The organism is Kineococcus auxinigenes, assembly GCF_050871525.1.
Lineage (GTDB): Bacteria > Actinomycetota > Actinomycetes > Actinomycetales > Kineococcaceae > Kineococcus.
In genome coordinates, this window is record NZ_JBKBCT010000084.1 from 1 (window position 1) to 16,679 (window position 16,679).

General features: G+C 74.4%; 17 protein-coding genes. 7 read left to right on the top strand and 10 right to left on the bottom strand.

The genetic code is table 11. The features are described 5' to 3' along the window. Positions 1–92: 92 nt before the first annotated feature. The 5 genes from ACRYR9_RS17265 to ACRYR9_RS17285 form a co-directional block, all read right to left on the bottom strand. Positions 93–1,040, bottom strand: coding sequence for a tyrosine-type recombinase/integrase (locus ACRYR9_RS17265; RefSeq protein WP_432497996.1), 948 nt, complete (start codon positions 1,038–1,040; stop codon positions 93–95). Between the two features lie 158 nt (positions 1,041–1,198). Continuing rightward, entirely contained in the window at positions 1,199–1,603 is a 405-nt protein-coding gene (locus ACRYR9_RS17270) for a hypothetical protein (RefSeq protein ID WP_432497999.1), read from the bottom strand. Positions 1,604–1,734: 131 nt separating this feature from the next. After that, positions 1,735–1,947, bottom strand: a complete 213-nt coding sequence (locus ACRYR9_RS17275) for a hypothetical protein (protein ID WP_432498001.1) — start codon at positions 1,945–1,947, stop codon at positions 1,735–1,737. A gap of 447 nt (positions 1,948–2,394) precedes the next feature. Further along, positions 2,395–2,616 (bottom strand): hypothetical protein, encoded by a 222-nt coding sequence (locus tag ACRYR9_RS17280; protein ID WP_432498004.1) that lies wholly within the window; start codon positions 2,614–2,616, stop codon positions 2,395–2,397. Between the two features lie 166 nt (positions 2,617–2,782). Continuing rightward, complete coding sequence (locus tag ACRYR9_RS17285) at positions 2,783–3,655, bottom strand: RecB family exonuclease (protein ID WP_432498006.1); 873 nt, start codon at positions 3,653–3,655, stop codon at positions 2,783–2,785. Between the two features lie 111 nt (positions 3,656–3,766). Between ACRYR9_RS17285 and ACRYR9_RS17290 the strand changes: the two genes are divergently transcribed. The 3 genes from ACRYR9_RS17290 to ACRYR9_RS17300 are packed head-to-tail and all read left to right on the top strand — an operon-like array spanning position 3,767 to position 6,840. Next, positions 3,767–4,909, top strand: coding sequence for a site-2 protease family protein (locus ACRYR9_RS17290; RefSeq protein WP_432498008.1), 1,143 nt, complete (start codon positions 3,767–3,769; stop codon positions 4,907–4,909). A gap of 41 nt (positions 4,910–4,950) precedes the next feature. After that, on the top strand, positions 4,951–6,105 hold the full coding sequence (locus ACRYR9_RS17295; protein WP_432498010.1) for a tRNA (adenine-N1)-methyltransferase: 1,155 nt from the start codon (positions 4,951–4,953) through the stop codon (positions 6,103–6,105). A 15-nt stretch (positions 6,106–6,120) separates the two neighbouring features. Then, positions 6,121–6,840, top strand: a complete 720-nt coding sequence (locus tag ACRYR9_RS17300) for a metal-dependent hydrolase (protein ID WP_432498036.1) — start codon at positions 6,121–6,123, stop codon at positions 6,838–6,840. Here ACRYR9_RS17300 and ACRYR9_RS17305 read toward each other — a convergent pair. Continuing rightward, a complete protein-coding gene (locus ACRYR9_RS17305) occupies positions 6,739–7,887 on the bottom strand; it encodes a YhjD/YihY/BrkB family envelope integrity protein (protein ID WP_432498013.1) in 1,149 nt (382 codons plus the stop codon). The genes ACRYR9_RS17300 and ACRYR9_RS17305 overlap by 102 nt on opposite strands. 216 nt (positions 7,888–8,103) lie before the next feature. Between ACRYR9_RS17305 and arc the strand changes: the two genes are divergently transcribed. Further along, positions 8,104–9,786: a proteasome ATPase gene (gene arc / locus ACRYR9_RS17310; protein ID WP_432498015.1), complete on the top strand. Its 1,683-nt coding sequence runs from the start codon at positions 8,104–8,106 to the stop codon at positions 9,784–9,786. 69 nt (positions 9,787–9,855) lie between these two features. Here arc and ACRYR9_RS17315 read toward each other — a convergent pair whose 3' ends face one another. Beyond that, positions 9,856–10,434 (bottom strand): NUDIX domain-containing protein, encoded by a 579-nt coding sequence (locus tag ACRYR9_RS17315; RefSeq protein WP_432498018.1) that lies wholly within the window; start codon positions 10,432–10,434, stop codon positions 9,856–9,858. 201 nt (positions 10,435–10,635) lie between these two features. On the opposite strand from ACRYR9_RS17315, the gene ACRYR9_RS17320 reads away from it, so the two are divergent. From ACRYR9_RS17320 to ACRYR9_RS17330, 3 genes are read left to right on the top strand one after another with little or no spacing between them, the layout of a single operon-like run. Then, complete coding sequence (locus ACRYR9_RS17320; protein WP_432498021.1) at positions 10,636–12,033, top strand: efflux RND transporter periplasmic adaptor subunit; 1,398 nt, start codon at positions 10,636–10,638, stop codon at positions 12,031–12,033. Further along, entirely contained in the window at positions 12,030–12,851 is an 822-nt protein-coding gene (locus ACRYR9_RS17325) for an ABC transporter ATP-binding protein (RefSeq protein WP_432498024.1), read from the top strand. Before ACRYR9_RS17320 ends, ACRYR9_RS17325 begins: the two co-directional genes overlap by 4 nt. Beyond that, positions 12,848–14,044, top strand: coding sequence for an ABC transporter permease (locus tag ACRYR9_RS17330; RefSeq protein ID WP_432498026.1), 1,197 nt, complete (start codon positions 12,848–12,850; stop codon positions 14,042–14,044). Before ACRYR9_RS17325 ends, ACRYR9_RS17330 begins: the two co-directional genes overlap by 4 nt. A 117-nt stretch (positions 14,045–14,161) precedes the next feature. Here the strand turns inward: ACRYR9_RS17330 and ACRYR9_RS17335 are convergent, their stop codons facing one another. The 3 genes from ACRYR9_RS17335 to ACRYR9_RS17345 all read right to left on the bottom strand — a co-directional run bounded on the left by ACRYR9_RS17335 (position 14,162) and on the right by ACRYR9_RS17345 (position 16,417). Next, entirely contained in the window at positions 14,162–15,436 is a 1,275-nt protein-coding gene (locus tag ACRYR9_RS17335) for an IS701 family transposase (RefSeq protein WP_432498028.1), read from the bottom strand. A gap of 184 nt (positions 15,437–15,620) precedes the next feature. After that, positions 15,621–16,145, bottom strand: a complete 525-nt coding sequence (locus ACRYR9_RS17340) for a hypothetical protein (protein ID WP_432498030.1) — start codon at positions 16,143–16,145, stop codon at positions 15,621–15,623. Next, positions 16,142–16,417, bottom strand: a complete 276-nt coding sequence (locus ACRYR9_RS17345) for a helix-turn-helix transcriptional regulator (RefSeq protein ID WP_432498033.1) — start codon at positions 16,415–16,417, stop codon at positions 16,142–16,144. The genes ACRYR9_RS17340 and ACRYR9_RS17345 overlap by 4 nt, the downstream gene beginning before the upstream one ends. Between the last annotated feature and the right edge of the window lie 262 nt (positions 16,418–16,679).

Sequence of the window (16,679 nt, forward strand, 5' to 3'; positions counted from 1 at the left end):
TGATCTTGCACGATTGAGCCCTCAATCGTGCAAGATCACCGCGGGAGGGAACGTCACGACATCGGCATGTCCGTGAGGTGAGGCGGAAGTGGTTACGTCCCCGAGGCCATGTAGGCGGCGAGGATGTAGTTGGGGTGGCGGTCCAGCGTGGTCCGGGCCCGGTCGTAGCGCATCGTCGTCCGCGGGTCGGCGTGACGGGCCGCGATCTGCATGTCCCGCAGGTCCACGCCGGCGTCGAGCACGGTGGTGACGCGGGTGTGACGCAGCATGTGCGGATGCATCCTCGGCAACCGGATCCGGGCATCGGCGGCAAGGTGACGCAGCCGCCGGGTCGCGGAGTGCCGGTCCAGCCGGCCGCCGCGGGTGTTCAGCAGCAGCGGCTGCCGTCCGTGGTCTCGTGAGCGGTCGCCGATGGCGCGGTCCACGGACCGTCCCACCGCCGGGGCCAGGGGCACGAGGACGACCTTGTGGCCCTTGCCCACGACCCGCAGGACGCGGTGGCCGTGCTCCTCGCCGAGGTCGGCGATGCCGAGGGCGCACGCCTCGAAGATGCGCAGGCCCAGGAGCCCGAGCAGGCAGACCAGTGCGAAGTCGCACGGGTTGGCCGAGTCCCGTGAGGTGGACAGCATCGCCTCCAGCTGCAGGTGCGACAGGCCCAGGGTGGGTGACTCCGGCGGCACGTTGGGGCGGCGGGCGCAGTCGGCCGGTGAGCGCTCCAGTACGGCGTCGATGACGCAGGTCCGGTAGAAGCCGGCCACGACCGACATCCGCCGGGACACGGTGGAGGCGGCGAAGTGCTGGGTCTCCTGCATCCACCGCACGTACAGCTCGATGTGCGGGCGCCGGGCCTGGAGGAGGTCCAGGCTGCGTAGTTGGCACCAGGTGGGGTAGGCGCGCAGGTCGGACTCGGCGTGGCGTCGGGTCTCCCCGAGGTGGCGGGCCAGGTAAGCGGCGACGGCCAGGCGCAGCGGGTCGGTGCGCCAGGTCCCGTCACCGAGGGGAATGGGCAGGCGGGTGAGGATGTCGGAGGGCTGAGTCATGACCGAGCATGCGCCGCAGACGCGCAGCCCGTCAGCCTCGGCTCGGTGAGCCGCAAGGACCGAAGGATGCGTGGCGCCGCTGCTGAGTCGGCGAAGAGCTGATGGGCCTGACCTGGTGATGGTGACCGCGGCCAGCACCGGCGTGCCGCGTCAGGCCCTCATGACGGCGTCAAGGTCGTCGTCAAGGACGTCGTCAGGGTCACTGCCCACACCGCGTACCCGTCGTCCCCGAGAGGGCCGGAACGAGCGAACTCCCGGCGCGACAGAACCCGGGCCATCTCCTGGTTCTGGTCGTGGACCACTGCGGCCACGACCACCTCGGCCGCCTGCAACCGGGCGGCGGCCGCGCGCAGCAGCTCCAGGCACGCATCGACCCCCGATCCGCCGACGCCGCTGTGCCGGGCATCAGCACGCACGGCCAGGACGCTGAGCTGACCGGCGGCCACACCGCTGGGCCGCAGGGTCGCCGGCTCGTACTCGCAGACGCCTTCCAGGACCCCGTCTGGGCCCCGGTACAGCAGGGCCCGCGGCCGCCGGTCCGGTTCGCGGCGCGGGGAGGGCAAGGTGCTGGCCAGGTACTGCAGCTCCTCGATGACGTGCCGCTCCCACAGCGGGGGACGGCGGCTGAGGGCGGTGATGAAGTCCTTCAGTTCTCGCCGTGAGGTCGAACCGTCGTGCAGCGGGACCCAGTCGTTCAGGGCCGGCCCTGGGACCGGACTCGTCGCGGGGCCAGGACGGTCTGCTCGATCAGCTGGTCCAGCTGGGCCTCGCTCAACCGCGGACGCCCCGCCGGAGGTGTCGGGCGCGGGCGGGGGCGGCGCAGCAAGCCCCGCGCGGCGTCCTCGAGGTGGTCCGTACCGCGCCAGCGCAGGACGCGAAGCGCCTGCCGGGTCTGGTCGCTGAGCATGGCTCCACCGTAGTCGCCGCCGGGCCGGTGCGCTGGGGGCTCGCTCGGCCGCTGACCGGGCCTGGGGCGGGTGCGACTCGCCGGGCCGGAGAGTGAGGTCGCAGGGGCGATCCGAGGAGACAACGACGTCCATGACAGCGAAATGACCGTGCGTCTGGCGGGCTGTGCGGGGACACGGTGACACCGGGAATGCTGCTGCCCGACGCCGGCTTGTAGGGGGTGGTCGTTCCGCTGCATGTCCCCGGGCCTCACCTTCAGCCGCTTCGAGCGGCCTCTCGCCGAGAGGCGACTGCCGGATCGACCACCACACGTCCACGGCCGCCGGACCGAAGAGTCCGGCGGCCGTCGTGCGTCTCGGGTCAGGTCACCGCCGCGCCGAACGCGGGATGACCGGATGTGCCAGGTGGAGGGCAAACGCCCTCCCGAGCACCCGGTCCCCTCAGCTCCTCACCGCTGCCTGCGGCGGTGCTCCCACCGTTGGTCCACGACGTGCGTGATGACCATGAGCGCCGCGACGACAGCTCCGGCGATCGTGGACCTGAGTGCCGTCTCGTCGCGCACGAAGTAGTTCAACAGCGCCAGCACTGCACCGGTCACCACCGCCGCCACGACCATGCGGCTCAGCGGGCGCTTCGCCGTCGGGCGGTGCTCCACATCGGTGTGGTTCATCGACCCAGCATGACCTGTACCGCCCGTTCGGGTCGTCACGGGGCGTACCCACCAGGTAGCCACCGGCTGAGCGCAGCCCAGCGGTGCGCAGGCGGTCGATGTGCCCAGCAGTTGCTCGACCATCGGCAAGACCGAGCGCTTCACGCCGTGATCCGCACGAGCCGGCCTAGGCGGCGTCCCGGTCCGGCAGCGGCGGCGGGGTGCCGCCGAACGCCGGGCACAGCGCCTTGTGCTCGCACCACGAGCACAGCCGCCCCGGGGTGGCGGGCCACTCGCCGCTGGCCCGGTTCGCCTCGATCGCCGCCCACAGCGCGCGCACCTTGCGCTCGGTGGCGCGCAGGTCGGCCTCGTCGGGGCTGTGGCTGACCACCTCGCCGGAACCCAGGTACACCAGCTGCAGCTGGCGAGGCACCACCCCGCGCAGGCGCCACAGCACCAGCGCGTAGAAGCGCACCTGGAACAGGGCCGCGGCCTCGAACCGCTGCGAGGGCGCCCGCCCCGTCTTGTAGTCGACCACCCGCAGCTCCCCCGAGGGCGCCACGTCCAGGCGGTCCACCACCCCGCGCAGCAGCGGCCCGCCCTCCAGGGCCACCTGCACCCACGCCTCCCGCTCGGCGGGCTCCAGCCGCGTGGGGTCCTCCAGCTCGAACCAGCGCCGCAGCAGCGCCCGCCCGCTGCGCAACCACGTCGCCAGCGCGCTGCGGCCGGCCTCGTCGTCGGCGAACAGCGAGCGCACCCGCGCGTCGCGCTCGCGCAACGCCTCCCACTGCGGCTCCAGCAGCGCGCACGCCGCCTCCGGGGTGCGCTCGGCCGCCGGCAGGTCGAACAGCTGCTCCAGCACGGCGTGCACCAGGGTGCCGCGCACCGCCGCCGGCGAGGGCGCCTCCTCCAGCCGGTCGATGGTGCGGAAGCGGTACAGCAGCGGGCAGCGCAGGAAGTCCGCGGCCCGCGAGGGCGACAACCCCCGCGCAGGGGGTGCGGGGGAGGGCTCGCCGGCCGCGGGGGCGTCGGCGCCGGGCACGGTGCTGGTGCTGGACACGGCACCGACGGTAGGCGCCGCCTGCGACACGTCCGGGGCACCGCCACCGGCCACCTAGGATCGGCGGGTGCGCTGCCCCCGAGTCCCCGCCCGCCCCGCCGGCGAGGCCCGGTGAGCGGCGCCGGCATCCGCCTGGGCCGCCCCTTCGGCGTCCCGCTGCTGCTCGCGCCCTCGTGGTTCTTGTTCGCCGCCGTCATCGTGTGGGTCTTCGCGCCCGTCGTGGCCGTGCGGGTGCCCGGCCCGGGCTCGTACCTGGTGGCGTTCACCTACGCGCTGCTGCTGCTGGTCTCGGTGCTCGTGCACGAGGTCGCCCACGCCCTGGCCGCCCGCTGGTCGGGCCTGCGCGTCTCCGGCATCGTCCTGAACGTCTGGGGCGGGCACACCAGCTTCCAGGACGGCGACGTCGGTGCCGGCCGCAGCCTGCTCATCGCCGTGGTCGGCCCCGTGTCCAACGCGGTGCTGGCCCTGGCCGCCCACCAGGCCGGCGAGGCGGTGCGCGCCCAGCCCGGCCCGGTGGGCGTGGGCGGGCTGCTGCTGGGGGCGCTGACCGTCTCCAACGTGCTCCTGGCGGTCTTCAACCTCCTGCCCGGCCTGCCGCTGGACGGCGGGCACGCCCTGGAGGCGGTGGTCTGGAAGCTGCGCGGCGACCGCCTCGACGGCACCGTCGCCGCCGCCTGGGCCGGGCGGGCCCTGGCCGTGCTGACGCTGCTGGCCGTGGTGGCCGTGCCGCGCCTGCTGGGCTGGCGGGCCGACCTCACGCAGGTCGTGTGGGCCGGCCTGGTCAGCGCCCTGCTGTGGCAGGGCGCCTCCCAGGCGCTCGCGTACGCCAGGCAGCGCCGCCGGGTGCCGCTGCTGTCCGCGCGCGCCCTGCAGCGACCGGCCATCGGCGTCAGCACCCGCGCCACCGTCGAGGAGGTCGTGCGCGCCGCGCGCACCGCCATCGACTCCGGCGCCACCCGCGGCGCCACCCGCGAGCTGGAGGTCGTGCTCGTCACCGACGACGGCGTGCCCGTCGCCGTGGTGGACACCGCCGCGCTGCGGCAGGTGCCCCAGGAGCGGCGCACCGCCCTGGGCGCCGGCGCCACCGCCCGTGCGCTGCCGCCGCGCTCCTGGCTGCCCGGCGAGCTGACCGGCGAAGCGCTGCTGGACGCCGTCACCGCCCGCCCCGGCGAGCACGTCGTGATGGGCCCCGGCGGGCGCGTGGAGGGACTGCTGCACACCGGCGACGTGGTCGCCGCCGTCACCGGGCGCTGAACGGCCCACCCCACCCCTGCAAGAGCACGGAAGGACCCGCGTTGAACGACGCCCCCACCCCCACCACGACCCCCACCCCGATCGGTGCGCCCACCGGTGCGGCCACCCGCCGCGGACCGCTGCGCGAGGGCGAGCGCGTGCAGCTGACCGACCCGCGCGGGCGCATGCACACCATCACCCTGACCGCCGGCAAGGAGTTCCACACCCACCGGGGCCGCTTCGCGCACGAGGACCTCATCGGCCGCCCCGACGCCACCACCATCACGAACTCCGCCGGCGTGGAGTACCTCGTGCTGCGCCCGTTGCTGCCCGACTTCGTGCTGTCCATGCCGCGGGGTGCGGCCGTGGTCTACCCCAAGGACGCCGGCCAGGTCGTGCAGATGGCCGACGTCTTCCCCGGAGCGGTCGTCATCGAGGCCGGCGTGGGCTCGGGCGCCCTGACGATGTCGCTGCTGCGGGCCGTCGGCGACGGCGGCCGGGTGCACTCCTTCGAGCGCCGCGCCGACTTCGCCGACATCGCCCGCGGCAACGTGGAGACGTTCTTCGGCGGCGAGCACCCGGCGTGGCGGCTGACGGTGGGGGACCTGGTCGAGTCGCTGCCGGCCAGCGGCCTGTCGGCCGCGGCCGGCACCGGCGCCGACCGCGCCGTGCTGGACATGCTCGCCCCCTGGGAGTGCCTGGATGCCGTGGCCGACGCGGTGGCCCCCGGCGGGGTGCTCATCTGCTACGTGGCCACCGCCACCCAGCTCTCCCGCGTGGCCGAGGCCGCCCGCACCTCGGGGCGCTGGACCGAGCCGGAGGCGTGGGAGTCCATGGTGCGCGGCTGGCACCTGGAGGGCCTGGCGGTGCGCCCGCAGCACCGCATGGTCGGGCACACCGGGTTCCTGGTGACCACCCGCCGCCTGGCCGACGGCGTCACCCCGCCGCTGCGCAAGCGCCGCCCCGCCCCCGGCGCGCACAGCGAGGACACCGGCCCGCACGCCCCGGAGGGCGACGGCACCGGGCTCGAGGCCGACGGCTCCGACGGCACCGAGTACGGCGACCGGCCGGTCTCGGACCGCAAGGCCCGCAAGGCCGCTCGCGAGGCCGCCGCCGGAGCGGCCGCCTCGCACAGCGCCACCCGCGCGGGCACCACCCCCGCCGGGGACCTCTCCGCCGTGGACCCCTCCGCCGGCCCGGCCGGCCACGAGGGCTGAGGAGCCGCCGACGTGATGGCGCACAGCCACGCCTGCACCGGCCTGGCCGCCGGGGCCGCCACCCTGCCCCTGGCCCCCCTGCACGGCCCGGTCGCCGCCGTGGCGTGGGTGGCGGCCTGGGGCGGGGCGGCGCTGCTGCCCGACTTCGACCAGGGCGGCATCTCCTGGAAGCGGGCCCTGCCGCGCCCCACCGGCTCCACCGTGGCGCAGATGTGGGGACCGCTGAGCACCGTCGCCGCCGCCGGGGTGGGGCGGCTGGCCGGCGGGCACCGCTGGGGCACCCACGACCCGCTGCTGGCGCCGGTGCTGTTCGGGGCGCTGGCGTGGGCCGCGGCGCTGCACCCGTGGACCTCCCTGGCGGTGCTGGCCCTGGTCACCGGCGCCGCCCTGCGCGGCTGCCACTTCGTCATCCCCGGGCGCGCCGAGACCACCGTCGTCGGGAACCTGCTGCTGTCCTTCGGCACCGCCTGGTGGGTGCTGCACCGCAGCCCCGCCGGGGTGCCCTGGCTGCCGTGGGCGGTCGCCGGCGGCGTCCTGGTGCACGTGCTGGGCGACTGGCTGACCGTCGGGGGAGTGCCCCGCCCGCTGGCCGTGCCCGCCGCCGTGCTCACCGGGCGGCGCCGGCGCACCGCGCTAGGGCTGTTCCGCACCGGGGCGCGCGTCGAGCGCACCATCGCCGCGCTGGCGTTCACGGCCGCCGCCGGCCTGCTGGCCCGCCACCTGCTGCTGCGCTGAGGCCCCACCCGCAGCCCCGCCCACCCGCCCGCCACCGTCCGACCCACCACCGTCCGGCCCGGCCTGCACCGGCGAGCGCCCGAAGCGCACCACCACCTGCTCGAACCCCTTGTGCCGCTGGGCCTGCGCCAGGCGGGTGTAAGCGCGCTGGTCCGCCTCGGTCAGCACCACCGCGTCCGTCAGCGGCGTCAGCAGCGCCCGCGGGTACAGCCGCCGCACCCGCACCACGTCCGCCTCCACGCACAGCACCACGCAGCACGCGGCCACGAACAGGAACGCGATGGCCCCCAGCACCACCGTGAACACCTGGTTCGACACGCTCGAGCGGGCCGCGACCTCCGAGACCAGACCGCGGCCGAAGTACTGCAGCACCTGCCACAGCACCCCCATCGCCACCGCACCGGGCAGCACCGTGCGCACCCCGGGCCGGTGCGCCGCCGCCAGCCGGAACGCCACCCCGAAACCCACCGCGGCCAACCCCGCCGCCCCGGCGTGCGAGGCCCACTCGGCCAGCCCCGCCGGCACGTACGCGCTGATCAAGGCGCTGAGCACCGCCGTGCCCACCACGAACATCCCCGCCGTGACCAGCAGCAGCAACGCCCGCGCCCGCGCCAGGAACGGGTTGGGCCGCTCGTTGCGCGGCACCGCCCACGCCACGTTCACCGCGTTCTGCAGCGCCAGCCCCACCCCGGTGGCCCCGTACAGCGCCCCCGCCACACCCACGACCAGGCCCACCGCCCCGCCGCCCAGGCGCTCGGGGCTGCCGAGCTCGTCACCGATGACGGGCACCTGCGCCAGCGCGGAGCTCAGCACCGCCTGCTGCGCGCCGGGATCGCCCGACAGGACGTACCCCAGCACCGTGGACAGCAGCAGCAGCAGCGGCACCAGCGCCAGCAGCGCGTAGTACGCGATCAGCGCGGCCAGGTAGGCGCCCTGGTCCTCGACGAACTTGTACAGCACCGCCAGCGGGTAGCCCACGGCGCGGTGCCGGCGCTGGAAGGCGTCCAGGCGCGGCACGGCACCCTCGCGCGGGCGGGACTCGCTCACGCGCACATCCTGGGTGCAGCGGCGCTCGCACGCAGGTCCGACGCACCGGTGCGCAGCACCGCCGCCCACGACCAGCACGGCGTGATCAGAACGTTACCTTCAGTGGCGGCCGTGCCGGGTCGCGAGCCCCGGCGCGCGGCGCCGCCTCGGGTTAGGGTCGAGCGCATCCACCGCCCGACCGGGTTCCCGGGAGGGCCACGAGGGGGAGGACGCGCCATGACGGAACCCCAGCGCCGCTTCGGCGGCCACGGCGAGCGGGACGCCCGCCACGCCGCCCTGCTGGAGGAGCAGCTCGGGGCCGCGCGCTCGCGGCTGGCCCAGGTCAACGCCCAGAACGACCGGCTCGCGGCGACCCTGCGCGACGCGCGCGACCAGATCGTCTCGCTCAAGGCCGAGGTGGACCGCCTCGGCCAGCCCCCGGCGCAGTTCGCCACCTTCCTGGCCGCCGTGCACGACGGCACCGCCGACGTCGTCAGCGCCGGCCGGCGCATGCGCGTGGCCGTCAGCCCCGCCGTGGACCTGAGCGCCCTGCGCCCGGGCCAGGACGTCATGGTCAACGAGGCCATGAACGTCGTGGCCGCCTGCGACTACGAGCGCACCGGCGAGCTGGCCACCGTCAAGGAACTGCTGGGCGACGGGCGCGCCCTGGTCCTGGCCCGCGCCGACGAGGAGCGCGTCGTGCGCCTGGCCGGCCCGCTGGACGACGGCCCGCTGCGCGTGGGCGACTCCCTGACCGTGGACACCCGCTCCGGCTTCGCCTACGAGCGCATCCCCAAGGCCGAGGTCGAGGAACTCGTCCTGGAGGAGGTCCCCGACATCGACTACACCGACATCGGCGGCCTGGGCCCGCAGATCGAGGCGATCCGCGACGCCGTCGAACTGCCCTTCCTGCACGCGGACCTCTTCCGCGAGCACGGCCTGCGCCCGCCCAAGGGCATCCTGCTGTACGGCCCGCCCGGCTGCGGCAAGACCCTCATCGCCAAGGCGGTGGCCAACTCCCTGGCGAAGAAGGCCGCCGAACTGCGCGGCGAGACCCAGGCCAAGAGCTACTTCCTGAACATCAAGGGCCCCGAGCTGCTCAACAAGTACGTCGGCGAGACCGAGCGGCACATCCGCCTCATCTTCGCCCGCGCCCGCGAGAAGGCCGGGCAGGGCACCCCCGTCGTCGTCTTCTTCGACGAGATGGAATCGCTCTTCCGCACCCGCGGCTCCGGGGTCTCCTCCGACGTGGAGACCACCATCGTGCCGCAGCTGCTGTCCGAGCTAGACGGCGTCGAGCGCCTGGAGAACGTCATCGTCATCGGCGCCTCCAACCGCGAGGACATGATCGACCCGGCGATCCTGCGCCCGGGCCGCCTGGACGTGAAGATCAAGATCGAGCGCCCCGACGCCGAGAGCGCCGGGCAGATCTTCGCCAAGTACCTCACCGCCGACCTGCCCCTGCACGCCGACGACCTCGCCGCCAACGGCGGCAGCGCCCAGGCCGCCGTGGACGCCATGATCCAGGCCACCGTGGAACGCATGTACACCGAGAGCCCGGAGAACGAGTTCCTGGAGGTCACCTACGCCGGCGGCGACAAGGAGGTCCTGTACTACAAGGACTTCAACTCCGGCGCCATGATCCAGAACATCGTCGACCGCGCCAAGAAGATGGCCATCAAGGACCTGCTGACCTCCGGCCAGCGCGGCCTGCGCGTGGAGCACCTCATGAGCGCCTGCGTGGACGAGTTCAAGGAGAACGAGGACCTGCCCAACACCACCAACCCCGACGACTGGGCCCGCATCTCCGGCAAGAAGGGCGAGCGGATCGTCTTCATCCGCACCCTCACGCAGGGCAAGAAGGGCACCGAGGCCGGCCGCTCCATCGACACCGTCGCCAACACCGGCCAGTACCTCTAGCCCCACCCGCCGCCCCACCGGCGGCCCGTCGCGGGCCCGCACCCCACCCGGGTGCGGGCCCGCGGCGCGTCACGGCCGGCCGGCGTCGTGCTCCCAGCCCGCCCACGACGCCAGCAGCGCCCGCGAGTCCGGCACGAACGCCCACGCCGGGTCCGCCAGCCGCTCGCGCAGCCGCTGCGCCGGCTCCCACCACCCCGCCGCCACCTCCGAGACCTGCAGCACCAGCGGCTCCCCGTCCCACCACGCCTCGTACACGAACGCCAGGTAGTGGGTGAGCTCGTCGCGGTACCAGCAGCGCAGCACCGGGCGCAGCACCGCGCCGCGCACCCCCAGCTCCTCGGCCAGCTCCCGCTCGGCGGCCCGCGACGGGTCCTCGCCCGCGCCGACGACACCACCGGCCAGGCAGTCGTGCGCACCGGGGTGCACGTCCTTGGTGGCGGTGCGCCGGTGCACGAACACCCCGCCGCGACCGTCGCGCAGCAGCACCCCGGTGGCCGCGTGCGGCAGGTTCAGCGCCCGCACCCGCTCCCGCGGCGCCGCACCCACCACCCGCCCGGCCGTGTCGGCCGGGTCGTACAGCGCCACGACCTCCGAGCCCACGACCTCCGAGCCCGGCACCACCGGCTCGTGCCCCGCACACCCACCCACGCCGGGCGACGCTACCGGCCCCGCGGACGACCGGGTCCTCACCGCAGTCCTCACCGCGCGTGCCTGCACCGCGCGTGAGCGTCGAGGCGCTCGCCGTCACCCCACGAGCCTCGGGGTCCTCCGATGGGGGGATGCCGGCGCCCAGGAGGACTCCGCACGACCGACGCACGAGCACCGGGTGAACAGCCTAGGGTGACGCCCGTGCGAGCCCTCCCGAACCGCCCCGCCCGCCCCGTGCGCCGAGCCCTGCCCGCCGCGGCCCTGGCGACCCTGCTGCTGGCCGGGTGCGGCTCCTCCGAGGAACCCGCCGTGAGCACCGCGCCCGTCGAGCGCGGCTCCGTGCAGGAGGTCGTCGAGGCGCCCGGCACCGTGCAGCCGCGCGCCTCCTCCACCGTGCAGGCCCCCGCCACCGGCACCGTCGCCACCCTGGAGGTCACCGACGGCCAGCAGGTCCAGGCCGGTCAGGTCCTGATGACCATCGACTCCCCGCAGGCGCTCGACGCCCTCGAGCAGGCCCAGCGCGCCGACGCCCGGGCCGCCGACGCCGGCTCCAGCCCCTCCTCGGCCGCCGACCCCGACGAGCTCGCCGCCCAGCAGCGCCGCGCCCGCGCCGACGCCCAGGCCCGCTTCCAGCAGGCCGAGGACCAGGCCCGCGCCCTGCCCGACCCGGTCGCCCGCGAGGCCGCGCTGGCCGCGGTGCGCTCCTCGCGCACCCAGTACGAGCTGCTGGCCGCCCAGACCCAGGCCCTGGTCGAGCAGGTCGGCGCCGGCCTGGGCGGCGTCGACGCTGCCGTGGCCGCGCTCGGGCAGACCCAGCGCGTGCAGACCCGCGCCGCCGTGGCCGCCGCACGCGCCACCGTCGACGCCCTGACCGTGCGCGCCCCCATCGCCGGCACCGTCTCCCTGGCCGCCACCGGCGCCCCGGCCGGCGCCGCCCTGCCCGCCGGCGCGCAGAGCCTGCTGCAGGGCAGCGGGGTCTCCCTGCCCGCCGGGGCCCTGGCCGGCGCCACGGGCACCGGCAGCGCCGGTGCGCCCGTCGTCGCCGCCGGCGCCGCCGTCACGGCAGGCGCCCCCCTGCTCAGCGTCGTGGACGCCTCGGTGCTGACCCTGACCGCCGACGTCGACGAGTCCGACGTCCTGCGCGTGCAGCCCGGCCAGAGCGCGCAGGTCGGCGTGGACGCGGTCGAGGGCTCCACGTACCGCGGCACCGTCACCAGCGTGGACCCCGCCGCCACCGCCACCGGGGCCGGGGCGGTCACCTACACGGTGCGCCTGAGCTTCGACGGCGGCACCACCGACGACGGCCAGGACGCCCCCACCCCCCTGCCGGGGATGTCCGCGGCGATCTCCCTGGTCGTGCAGGAGACCGCCGACGCCCTGCGCGTGCCCGCCTCGGCGGTGCTGCGCCCCGGCGCCGACGCAGGCGACGCCGACTCCGACGCCGTCTGGGTCGTCAGCGACGGCACCGCCGAACTGCGCCCGGTCACCGTGGGCGTGCGCGGGCAGGGCGCCGTGGAGGTCCTCGACGGCCTGCGCGCCGGCGAGCGCATCGTCACCGAGGGCGCCACCGACGTCCGGGCCGGCCAGCAGCTGTCGTGACCCGTCAGGAGCACCCGACCCTCCCCAGCCACGGCGATCACCCCGCCCACGGCGAGCACGCCCCCCCGGCGCCACCGGCCGTCGAAGCCGTCGACGTCACCCGCAGCTACTCCTTCGGCGAGGGTGAGGTCCAGGCCCTGCGCGGGGTCAGCTTCACCATCGCCCACGGCGAGTACGCCGCGATCGTCGGGCCCAGCGGCTCGGGCAAGTCCACCCTCATGCACCTGCTGGGCTGCCTGGACCGCCCGACCTCCGGCACCCTGCGCGTGGGCGGGCGCGACCTGCGCGAACTGAGCGACACCGACCTGGCGGAGCTGCGCAACCGCCACATCGGCTTCGTCTTCCAGGCCTTCCAGCTGCTGCCGCGCTCCAGCGCCGTCGACAACGTCGCCCTGCCGCTGCTGTACCGCGGCGTCAAGGCCGCCGAGCGGCGCGAGCTGGCCGCCCAGGCCCTGCGCTCGGTCAACCTCGGCCACCGACTGAGCCACCGCCCCACCCAGATGTCCGGCGGCGAGCAGCAGCGCGTGGCCATCGCCCGCGCCCTGGTCGGCGAACCGCGCATCCTGCTGGCCGACGAACCCACCGGCAACCTCGACACCCGCAACGGCGCGGAGGTCATGCGCATCCTCGAGGAGCTCAACACCGAGCGCGGCGTGGCCGTCGTCCTCGTCACCCACGACGACGAGGTCGCCTCCCGCGCCCGCCGGCAGGTGCGAGTGCGCGACGGCCTCGTGGAGTCCGACAGCGCCGCCGCCTCGAGCAGCGTCTCCTCGACCACAGGGCCCGCGGCCGGCGAGCGCACCGGGGGAGCGGCGTGAAGGGCCTGGAAGCCTTCCGCGTCGCCCTGGACGCCCTGCGCGGCAACCGCCTGCGCAGCCTGCTGACCACCCTGGGCATCGTCATCGGCATCGCCGCGGTCATCGTCGTCGTCTCCATCGGCGCCGGCGCCCGCGAGCGCATCGAGTCCCAGGTCGAGGGCCTGGGCTCCAACCTGATCCTCGTGGTGCCCGGGCAGTTCGACACCGGCAACCTCTCCTCCGGAGCGGCCGCGGCCTCCACGCTGCAGCGCTCCGACGCCGAGCTGCTCGCCGAGGTCACCGGCGACCCCGGCACCGTCACCGCCCGCCTGAGCTCCGGCGCGCAGGTGAGGGCCGGTTCGGTGGAGCAGTTCGTCACGGTGCAGGGCACCGACGAGAACCTGCCGGAGGTGTTCACCCGCCCGGTGGCCGACGGGCAGTACTTCACCGGCACCGACGTCGAGGCCCGCCGGCGGGTCGCGGTCCTCGGCTCGCGCACCGCCGAGGCCTTCTTCCCCGGCGCCGACCCGGTGGGCCGGCAGATCACGATCTCCGGCACCCGCTTCCGGGTGGTGGGCGTGCTCGCCGAGCAGGGCGAGTCCTTCGGCGTGTCCCAGGACAACGAGATCCACGTGCCCATCACCGTCGCCCAGCGCCTGTTCGGCCTGCAGCGCGTGGACGCCTTCGCCGTCAAGGCCCCCGGCGCCGAGGCGGTGCCGCAGCTCTCGCGCGAGCTGCAGGCGGCCCTGGAGGAGGAGTACCCCGACCAGGCGTTCAGCGCCGTGACCCAGACGCAGATCCTCGGCGTCATCGGCGACATCCTGAGCCTGCTCACCGCCGTCCTGGCCGCCATCGCCGCCATCTCCCTGCTCGTCGGCGGGGTGGGCGTGTCCAACATCATGCTCGTCTCGGTGCGCGAGCGGACCCGCGAGATCGGCCTGCGCAAGGCGCTGGGCGCGCGCCAGCGCGACGTGCTCGTGCAGTTCTTGGTCGAGGCGGTGCTGCTGACCAGCGTCGGCGGCGTCATCGGCATCGTCCTGGGCCTGGGCGGCTCGCTGCTGGTGGACCGCCTGACCCCGCTGCCGGCCAGCGTGGAGTGGTGGAGCCCGGTGGTGGCCTTCGTCGTCTCGGCCGCCGTGGGCGTCTTCTTCGGCGTCTTCCCCGCCCGCCGCGCCGGGCGCCTCGACCCCGTCGTCGCGCTGCGCGCGGACTAGTAGTACTTCGTTAGGTCGGCACGAAGGGTCGATCCCGAACAGGTTGTCTGCAGACGGTGCAGGTGCCGGCCCAGGTAGCCAGCAACTGCTGGAGCAGGCGCAGCACGGCGTAGGTGCTCAAGCTGCGCCACGGGCTTTTGGGTTGGCCCGCAGCAGGGTGCAGAAGAGGTGCGCGGCGGTGACGAGGGTGACGTGGCGGTGCCAGCCGGTGAAGCTGCGGCCCTCGAAGTGGTCCAGGCCGAGGGCGAGCTTGAGTTCTCGGTAGTCGTGCTCGATGCGCCAGCGGATCTTGCCCAGGCGGACCAGTTCGGGCAGGGCGGTGTCGGCGGGCAGGTTGGAGAGCCAGTACTTCACCGGCTCGTCCGCTTCCTGCGGCCAGTCCGCGATCAGCCATTGCTCGGGCAGGGACCCGTCCTCGGCCAGTCGGGCGGTGTGCTTGCGACCCGCCGGACGAATGCGGATCGCCAGGAACCGCGAAGTGAGCTGGTCACGGGAACCGGCCCGCCAGGTGAGGTGCTGCGTCGCGTCCGCTCCGGCGGCCAGGGCGTGCTGGCGCAGGCTGACCGGCGCGTCGCGGTAGCGCGGCTTGCCGCGCGGGCCGGCGCCGGGGTACTCGCGCAGCTCAGGAACAGCGTCGGCGGGGTGGGCGCTCAGGTCGGACTCGACCTGCACGATCCAGGACAACCCCCGTTCGCTCAGCGCGTCGCGGAAGTGGGCGTTGTTGCCGTAACCGGCGTCAGCGGCGACCACCGGCGGACGCAAGCCCCACTCGGTGAGTTCGTCGATCATCTCCAGCGCCAGGCGCCACTTCGGCTGATGACCCAGCTCGTCGGGGATGCCTGCTCGTTTGCGCTGCAACCGGACAGCGTCGAGCCTGCGTTCGCGCTCTGCCTCATTCAAGCCCTCGTCCAGAGTGTTCTCGACCGCGGCGGTATCCCAGCTGCCCGGCAGGAACAGGCGCCAGTCCAACGGGCAGGAAGCGTGGTCGGTGACGGCGTGGATGCTGACACCGATCTGGCAGTTGCCGACCTTTCCGAGTGTCCCGGAGTACTGCCGCGCCACCCCGGGCGAGGCCTTGCCGTCCTTGGGGAAGCCGGTGTCGTCGATGACCCACGCGACCGGCTCGATCACCTCCACCGCCTTGGCCGCGATGCGAGAACGCACCGCGCTCACGTCCCAGGTCGAGGAGGACACGAACTGCTGCAGGCCCTGGTGGTCCACCCCGAGGCGTTCGGCCATCGGCTGCATCGACTTGCGGGCCCCGTCCAGCAGGAGCCCACGCAGGTAGGTCTGTCCCTTGGCCCGCTGATCGGTTCGGGTCAGCGGCGCGAAGATGCCCGCGGCGAAGTCCTCCAGCTGCTCGCGCACCCCGGCCAGGTCCTCAGGAGTCACCGCGACAGCGCACCACGCGGCGACCATCCTTGGCAAGACCTAACAAAGCACTACTAGGCCCTGTCCCGTGGATCATGGGGGTGGTCCACAGCCGTGATCGCGCATGGATCGCGGGATGAGCGGGTGGTGGAGTCACGCCGTCGACCTCATGTGCTGACGGCTCGCTGGCCGGCGGTCGAGGTCGTCAGCTCGTGGTCTGCATGGAGCGTCGACGCGCGCGCACCATGCCGATCACCGCGCAGGCCAGCGCCAGCACGCCGCCGCCGGCTGCCCCGATGGCGAAGCCGGAGCCGAAGGCGCCCGCCGGGGCGGCGTGCACCAAACCGGCCAGGAAGGCGAGCACGAGCACCGTGTACGGCATCAGGCGCCGTGCTTGGAACCAGCGGGGGTCGTCGGCGCGGACCCCCAGGCGGGTGGCGTACGCCAGGGCGAACCACGAGGCGGTGCCGGTCACGGCAAAGGTGGTCAGCGCGTAGGGCAGTGCCGTGCGGCCGCCGATCCAGACCATGGCGGTGGCGGCTGCGGTGCCCAGCCACAGCGCGACCTGCAGGCCGACGGCGGATGCCTCGTTCCACACGTCGCGCTGGCGTTCCTCGCGGTAGAAGGGGCTGGCGAGGTCACCGATGCCTTCTGCCAGGCGCATGAACGGGCCGTCCTGCCCGCGCGGCTGCTCGTGTTCCTGTTCGAGGGCTTCGTCGTGCTGGTTCACGTTCGGACCTCCGTGGCGGGGTGGCTGTCGGGGTGGCTGTCGGGGTGGCTGGGTGCGCCGGCTGTGCCGAAGAGGTCCTCGACGCTGCGTCCGAGCCGGCGGGCGATGGCCAGGGCGAGGTACACCGAAGGGGCGTAGTTGCCGGCTTCGACGGCGACCACGGTCTGACGGGTGACCTCGACCGCGTCGGCGAGCTCGGCCTGCGTCATCCCCAGAGCGGTGCGAGCTGTGCGGACGCTGTTGCTGCGCCCTTGCGCCGAGGATCTGCCCATGGGCTGAGTGTCAAGTTCACCTGACTAGATGTCAAGGGAACTAGACGCGGAAGGATGTCATCAGGGCCTGGTCGAAGTTCGCTCGCACTTCGTCAAGACCGTGAAGCCGTCGGCCGCTCTCGACCGCGCACCATCCGCGGGATGACCGCGCGTTCGGACCCGCGGTGGACAGCGGTGCTGCAGGCGGGAGCGAACACGCCGGGGTGGGCCGTCACCGCTCGGGCGTGTCGGTGGTGGTCTGCAGCGAGACCGTCCGGCAACC